Consider the following 7,165-nt stretch of genomic DNA (forward strand, 5'->3'; position numbering starts at 1 on the left):
ACCAACGGAGTTTCCGGATGTCAAACGATATGACAACATCAGTTATGGTCCAGCTGGTGAAGAAAATTTGTTAGATGTTTATACACCTAAAGATGTGACACAAAGTGTGCCTACCATTATCGATATTCATGGTGGGGGGAACGTATACGGGTCCAAAGAGCTTTATCAGCATTACTGCCTTGGTTGGGCGAGACATGGATTTGGCGTTGTTAATTTCAATTATCGGCTGGCACCTCAATCCATTTTTCCAGGCGCACTGAAAGATACGGCACTCGTCGCAAAATGGGTTGCTGATCACGGGCAAGACTATCATTTAGATACAAATAATGTTTTCATCATTGGCGATAGTGCGGGTGGCACGCTCGCCTATCAGTATTTGACAGCATATGCGAATCCTAAATATCGTAAGGCGCTGGGATTAGTCTCTAGTGGGCAACTTGTTGTCCGAGGTGGAGCACTGAATAGTGGCTTTTATTTTGTAAAACGTCCTGGTGCCATAACACCGGACAGTTTGATGAGCACCTATTTTACACCAGAAATGATGCATAAATATGATCAGGAACTGCATACAGAAAACTATGTGACGCCTGATTTTCCACCAGTTTTTGTACTGACCGCCAATCATGACTTTTTACATGATGAGGGCGTGCGCTTTGATCAATTTCTATTGGACCATCACCTGGCACATCGATTTGCCAGTTTCGGTACGGAAAGTGATCCGCGCGAACACGTTTTTCAATTGAATCAACGTGATGCCGTGGCAGCTAAAGCTAATCAGCACGGGGAGAATTTTTCAGAAGTTTGTTTGTAGAAAAATAAGGTGATCTTCGAAAATTAAGTAAACAAAAAGACCGGGATTATTGCACTCCCCGGTCTTTATTTATATGAACATTACTCAGCAATTGCTTGAAAGAAAAGTACGGTACCCCAAGTTTCACCTTTAATTAAGTTCTTGGCAAATTTAGCAGCGGCATCCAAATCGTTATCAGGGGTTACTTTGAATTCAAGTTTCATACCGGTTTTTTTAACGAATTCGTATTTGAAATCGCCTTCATATTCTGTCAAAAGCTTGATAGATTGAAGTCAATATTTGAGACAGATTTTCTTCTGCCCTGTAAATCTAGCATAAGAGCACCTTACTTAATGTCACTGTTCACCACGTGAATGTCTATCTAAAAAAAAGAAGGAACCGGGGTGGAAAAAAATGAATTTAAACCGACTGCGATTGAAAGGTTAAAGAGTAAGAGCTATGAGCATCCCACAGATTATTTTGGTGTGACGGTTGATCGATTATATGATCACTGACGCGAGATTCTAAATGCAAACAATCGTTCATGACTAGAGGATAACCTTCTAATAGGGTTCATTTTTAAATAACCCCTTACAGATATATTAAAACAGCCCCATTATCAAATTGCTAGATAATGGGACTGTTTTTATTAACGATATAATGAGCCTTAAAACGCAGGAATAGATTGAACGGTTAAGCGTTAATGAGTAGCTTGGACTATCTCGGAAAGTATGCTTGTTGATGCGTTTATAGAGCCATTTTCAACGCGTACAATTGTGGATTAAACTAGCAAATTCACGTTGGTTCAACACCAGAGTTTCACACAGGTCATCTACTTTCACTGTCACTTCTAATTTCATTTTTTTTAGTATAAGAGCATTAAAAACTTTGAAAATATCCTGTATTAATTTTTGTAAGCATTATTAAACTATATTATCTAGTAAGTGATATAACTAGAATATTTTAAAAGCAAAAAGGAGAATAGAAAATGGGAATTATTTGGACCTTAATAGTCGGTGCAATAATTGGAGCAGTAGTCGGAGTGCTTACTAGTCGAGGTGCTGCTATGGGTTGGATTAGCAATATACTTGCTGGATTAATTGGCTCATGGTTAGGCGAAAGTTTGTTAGGTAACTGGGGGCCTAGTCTTGCTGGCATGGCATTAGTGCCTTCTATCATAGGAGCAGTTATTCTAGTAATTATTGTTTCTTGGATCACAACTCGAATCAAACATTGAAATAAAAGGGGAATTTTGATCATAGCAAAATAAAAAGGATGATCCTAAATCTAATGATGAAGAAAATATTTTTGATCACCTCAATCAATACATTTTGAAAACAATGAAGATGGTGAGATTGAAAAACAAAAGAGTCAAGAGGCTTACCGGAAAAATCCTAATCTCGTGTTAGTGGCACGTGATGCTCAAAGTTTTCATCGTATGCAATCAACGTTTGATAACCCAGTCATTTTTACACCTGACATGGTTTTATATATGAAACCTGTTAACTGGAATTTCAATCGAAATGGGGCTTTATTCGTTTTACGGCATGATTCAGAAAAAGTTGTTAAAAAAAGTACGATTGACAATACGATTGACAATATAAAAGATATTTTAGGAAATGAACGCCCTATAAAATGAGTTGATACCGTTCTAGACGAACCACAAAAGATAACACCTATTACTCGGGAGGCATTATTTGATTCAGAACTAGAACTATTCTCGCACCAAAAAATAATTATTACAGATCGCTGGCATGCAATGGTATTTTCCGTTCTAACAGGAACACCTTGCCTATTATTTGGAAATAGTTATGGAAAAGGAAAGCACGCTTACTTTGATTGGCTAGAGCATATCAACTGGGTTAGTTATACCGATAAGGAAGATAACGAGAGGATTAAACAACAAATAAACGCGGTCATGGAAGTCAAAACTCATGCTTATGATCTTATCCCTGATTTTAAATAGTTACATGATTTAATTGCACATAATCGGTAGGAAAAAGTCAACTTTTTGATAACATTTGTTGCATGAAAATCCTCCTCAAGTGTATGGATAAGACCTATACCATTTTTCGATACTACTTTAGATTAATTCTAAATTATGTTTATGGCAACTCTAAAAAGTGTTAAAATTCTTGTCAGAGGGGGAAATCACGATGAAAACCTATATGAACTATTTCTTTGATGAGCCAGCGTTTGATCTCCACGATGGCGGCTACGTGCCGCTTGAGGTCAGTGATGCGCCTGAGAAGCCCTTAAATGTGCCGCCGTTGTTGAAACCGGATAAAGAGACGGCGACCGACGTTTATTACACGGTGACAGCAGAGGCTGGGGAAACGAAACTGTTACCTGGGGCGAAGACCAAGACGTGGGGCTATAATACCAGTCTGTTAGGTCAGACGATTGTGTATCGCCGTGGTCAACATACGCATGTGACACTGAAAAACACCCTGCCTGAGTTGACCACTTTTCATTGGCATGGGGCTAATGTCAGTGGCCCTTATGTTGATGGCGGATGCCATGCACCGGTTTATCCGGGTGAAAGTAAGCATATCGACTTCACATTGGAACAACCGGCGACGACTTTGTGGCTGCACGCGCATCCGTGCCCATCCACAGCCGAGCAGGTTTGGCATGGTTTGGCTGCTATGGTGATTGTCAAAGACGACCATGAAGTCAGCCTGCCATTGCCAAGGAACTATGGCGTTGACGATATTCCGGTCATTTTGCAAGACCGGCGTTTTCATGAGAACAACCAGTGGGACTACCGGGCTGATTATGATCCTGACGGTGTTGCTGGGCCAACTGCAATGATTAACGGTACAATCAATCCCTATTTTGATGTCACCACGCAAAAGGTCCGGTTGCGTTTTCTGGATGGTTCTAATCGCCGTGAATGGCGGTTGCATTTTTCCGATGACCTACCATTTACGCAAATTGGCGGGGATGGCTCACTGTTACCGGAGCCGGTCAAATTTACCCATTTGATGCTGACTTGTGCTGAGCGTGCCGAAGTGATTGTTGATTTTGGCCAATACCATGAAGGCGACGAGGTCACCTTATATACGGATGATGTGCCATTGCTAAAGTTCCGCATTCATGCGTTCAAACCGGATCAGACTACCTTGCCTGATAAGTTGTTCGATGTGAAGGCACCAGTGGTTGACCCGGCTTTGCCAGTTCGCCACGTTGTGATGCAGGGGATGGACGAAGGTGTTGCGATTGATGGAAAAAAGTTTGCCATGCAGCGGATTGATGCCACGCAACCAATTGGCAAATCCCAGTACTGGGATGTTACCAATAGCAATGATGCGCCTGGAATGGTTCATCCATTCCATGTGCATGGAACCCAATTCTTAGTCTTGTCGCGGAATGGGCATGCGCCGTATCCAAATGAACATGGTTTCAAAGATACCGTTGGCGTGAATCCTGGTGAAACGGTTCGGCTGCTGGTTCGCTTTGATTTGCCAGGGGTTTATATGTATCACTGCCATATCATTGAGCACGAAGATGGCGGAATGATGGCACAGATTGAAACATTCGATCCAGCCAAGCCAAAGCAAGAATATAAATTGATGGATATGGATACGTTAATGATGGCCTTGGCTAAAGAACGTGGCGTCAAACCATCTGAGATTTGGATGGGCGGTATGCAGTCTTATGAAAAAATGGGAATGAAAATGTAAACGTCCCACAATACTAATATAGAAAAAGATGGTTTTAATATGCACTCTCCAACGATCAAACATCGCGGGGCTTTTGTCGCCACGTTACTGACAGGCACCTTTTCGATGTCAATTTCTCAGTCTTCTTTAAGCACCGCTTATCCTGCTTTTATGAAAGCTTTTGGTTTAGGGGCGGATACAGTTGCTTGGCTGACAACCGGCTTTATGTTGGTGATGACCTTGATGATTCCGGTTAGCCCATGGCTGTTGCATAATGTTACTTTCCAACGGCTTTTCCAAGCGATTGAACTCATTTTTGCCATTGGGACAGGCTTATGTATCTGGGCACCGAGTTTTACCGTGCTCATGATTGGCCGGTTGCTTGAAGCGATTGCGGTCGGGATTATTTTCCCGAGTTTCCAGACCGTGTTGCTGACGATTACGCCGCATAGGGAGCGTGGTCGGGTGATGGGCACGGCGGGATTGGTCATGGGCTCAGCCTTGGCAGTCGGTCCGATTATTTCCGGTGTTTTGCTGACATGGTTCCCTTGGCAGACTTTATTCTTGTTCTTCTTGGTCGTTTCGCTGCTTGTGCTGGCCGTTTCAACGGTGACCATTGCGTCTGTCATGCCATTGCAACCGACGCAACTGGACTGGGTGTCCTTCCTTTTATCCGCAAGTTTTCCAATTCTACTTTATGCTTTGGGTGCTTTGTCGAAAAAAGGCTTAACTGTTGGCGTGGTTGGTTTGTTGATTTTAGGCGTCCTGGCAGCTGGTATTTTCGTTGTTCGGCAATTGAATCGCCAACCACCAATGTTGCAAATGCGAGTTTTTGCCACTGGTATGTTTACTAAAGCGATGTTTCTGACCGGAATTTCATACGTCGGTTTGATTGTCACCACTATCCTGATGCCGCTTTACTTTCAAACGCTACTTGGTTTGTCACCGTTGATTTCTGGCTTGTCCTTAGTGCCAGCTGCGGTGTTGCTGAGTATTTTGAATCCAATTAGCGGGCGCCTACTGGATCGCTTTGGACCGCGTGTCGTGGCCATGATTGGCATGTTGTTGATTACTGGCGGCTTTGGTCTGTTAGCAGTCTTTGCCCATCATTTACCGCTGATTTGGGCAATTATGTTGGCGATGGCGACTGAAGCCGGCAATGCCTTTGTGATGATGCCTTCAGTGACAGCTGGCGCGAATGCTTTGCCGAATGAGCTCGTGGCAGACGGCACTGCGGTTACAACGACGGCTCGTCAGTTATTCGGTTCTGCCGGTGTCATGTTCGCCACAGTGTTGTTGGATGGCATGCAAACCACGCTGCGAAGTCATGCTGGCGGTTTTGCTGTTACCTTCGCTGTGTTTGCTGGCGTGGGCCTGATTGGCTTGCTGTTGGCGTTGACGTTACCAAAGGAAGTCGCGAAGAAAGCGGTATAGCTGCGGATTCGTGCTTTACATCTACAAAAATGACCGCCTACCAAAAAGTAGACGGTCATTTTTGTTGCAACTAAGCATGCTTGACTGGGTACTTAGCCGCAAATGATCAGGAGAGAAGCATTGCGACTAGGAAAGGAGGGTAACACGGTTGCTTTAGTCAACAAAGACCAGTTCGATAGTTTCATCTTCCGGTTTGACGTTGACAGATAAATGACGATTAAGGTCGGCCACCAGTTTGCGTGCGAAGGCCATCTTCTCGTCGAATTCGGTCATGCGCGAAGTAATGCGAAGTAAACGGGACGCCTTGGTAATTAAAGTTTTCGCCGATATAGCCCGGATCAGTCACGTAGCGCAAGTTGTTTTCGTCGTGGCGACTGCCCGGTTTCAGGACGGTATCCAAATACTAATAGAGAATCGTTGGATCGTAGTTCAGCGGCTTATCAAGGGTCGTGGAAAGCTTGTAGTTGGTTGCTTGACCAGCGAATTGTTCGTTGATTTGGACTTGGGTAAGGCTTTGATACAATTTCAAAATGATCACTCCTCTTCTTTTCACTTTTAGTATAGCAGTTATGGTAGATTGTAAAATTAATCCGAACGCTGTTCGGACAAAAAAGATCAGCTTCCTTTAAAATGGTGTTTACCACAAACCCATCTTTTAGGAGATGGTCTTTTGTCTAGTATAACCTATTCCGAACGAATTAAAATCGAAACCTTTTGTGAACTAGGGCTGTCCAATATCCAAATGGGCGTTCGGCTGAACCGATCACCGTCAAAAATTCCTTATGAATTATCTCGATGTCAACCTTATCAGTCTGAATTAGCACAAACAGATGCCGAATACAAGCGATCACGATGTGGTCGGAAAACTAAGCTGAGCGATGAGTTAAAGTAAAAAAATTCTCACCCATTTACGTCTAAGCTGGTCACCAGGAGTGATTGCTCACGAATTTAAACTAGCTACTAAATCTATTTATAATTGGCTAAATCAGGGGAGAATTGGTTTCTCCTTGAATGATCTACCTGAACATGGCGTACGCCAACGGCGTAACGTTGACCAACGATCCAAATATAATCAATCTTTGGGGCGATCAATTGAACAGCGTCCCATGATGATTAATCAACGTAATCGCATCGGCGATTTTGAACTAGATACAGTCGTTGGTCCTCGTGGGCATAGTGCTCCTATCCTAGTATTTGGTACATAAATTTCTGAACAGTTGTGCCATAATTAATAAAACAAGATAGGAGCATTCCAATGAAACGATATCAAGATGAT

The 7,165-nt window shown here is 43.0% G+C and carries 5 protein-coding genes and 3 pseudogenes; 6 read left to right on the forward strand and 2 right to left on the reverse strand.

Annotated elements, in window-relative coordinates:
* The first annotated feature begins 67 nt into the window (after window positions 1–67).
* Entirely contained in the window at window positions 68–811 is a 744-nt protein-coding gene (locus FFM62_RS04000) for an alpha/beta hydrolase (protein ID WP_165845888.1), read from the forward strand.
* Between the two features lie 80 nt (window positions 812–891).
* Here FFM62_RS04000 and FFM62_RS10375 read toward each other — a convergent pair whose 3' ends face one another.
* Complete coding sequence (locus FFM62_RS10375; RefSeq protein WP_258088552.1) at window positions 892–1,014, reverse strand: hypothetical protein; 123 nt, start codon at window positions 1,012–1,014, stop codon at window positions 892–894.
* A gap of 764 nt (window positions 1,015–1,778) precedes the next feature.
* Between FFM62_RS10375 and FFM62_RS04015 the strand changes: the two genes are divergently transcribed.
* The 4 genes and pseudogenes from FFM62_RS04015 (at window position 1,779) to FFM62_RS04030 (ending at window position 5,889) form a co-directional block, all read left to right on the forward strand.
* Window positions 1,779–2,027, forward strand: coding sequence for a GlsB/YeaQ/YmgE family stress response membrane protein (locus FFM62_RS04015; protein ID WP_075269763.1), 249 nt, complete (start codon window positions 1,779–1,781; stop codon window positions 2,025–2,027).
* Between the two features lie 78 nt (window positions 2,028–2,105).
* Window positions 2,106–2,756 (forward strand): annotated as a pseudogene (locus tag FFM62_RS04020) (polysaccharide pyruvyl transferase family protein); the annotation flags it as partial.
* A 190-nt stretch (window positions 2,757–2,946) separates the two neighbouring features.
* Entirely contained in the window at window positions 2,947–4,476 is a 1,530-nt protein-coding gene (locus FFM62_RS04025; protein ID WP_115470858.1) for a multicopper oxidase family protein, read from the forward strand.
* A 39-nt stretch (window positions 4,477–4,515) separates the two neighbouring features.
* Window positions 4,516–5,889: an MFS transporter gene (locus FFM62_RS04030; protein ID WP_115470859.1), complete on the forward strand. Its 1,374-nt coding sequence runs from the start codon at window positions 4,516–4,518 to the stop codon at window positions 5,887–5,889.
* Between the two features lie 153 nt (window positions 5,890–6,042).
* Here FFM62_RS04030 and FFM62_RS04035 read toward each other — a convergent pair.
* Window positions 6,043–6,418: pseudogene (locus FFM62_RS04035) on the reverse strand (hypothetical protein).
* Window positions 6,419–6,559: 141 nt separating this feature from the next.
* Here FFM62_RS04035 and FFM62_RS04045 point away from each other — a divergent pair.
* Window positions 6,560–7,082 (forward strand): annotated as a pseudogene (locus FFM62_RS04045) (IS30 family transposase); the annotation flags it as partial.
* Window positions 7,083–7,165 lie beyond the last annotated feature (83 nt).

Source organism: Weissella thailandensis, assembly GCF_005405465.1.
GTDB lineage: Bacteria > Bacillota > Bacilli > Lactobacillales > Lactobacillaceae > Weissella > Weissella thailandensis.

Coding starts and splice junctions, on each gene's coding strand:
- FFM62_RS10375 (WP_258088552.1), bottom strand. CDS start 1,014: ATGAAACTTGAATTCAAAGTAACCCCTGATAACGATTTGGATGCCGCT.
- FFM62_RS04015 (WP_075269763.1), top strand. CDS start 1,779: ATGGGAATTATTTGGACCTTAATAGTCGGTGCAATAATTGGAGCAGTA.
- FFM62_RS04025 (WP_115470858.1), top strand. CDS start 2,947: ATGAAAACCTATATGAACTATTTCTTTGATGAGCCAGCGTTTGATCTC.
- FFM62_RS04030 (WP_115470859.1), top strand. CDS start 4,516: ATGCACTCTCCAACGATCAAACATCGCGGGGCTTTTGTCGCCACGTTA.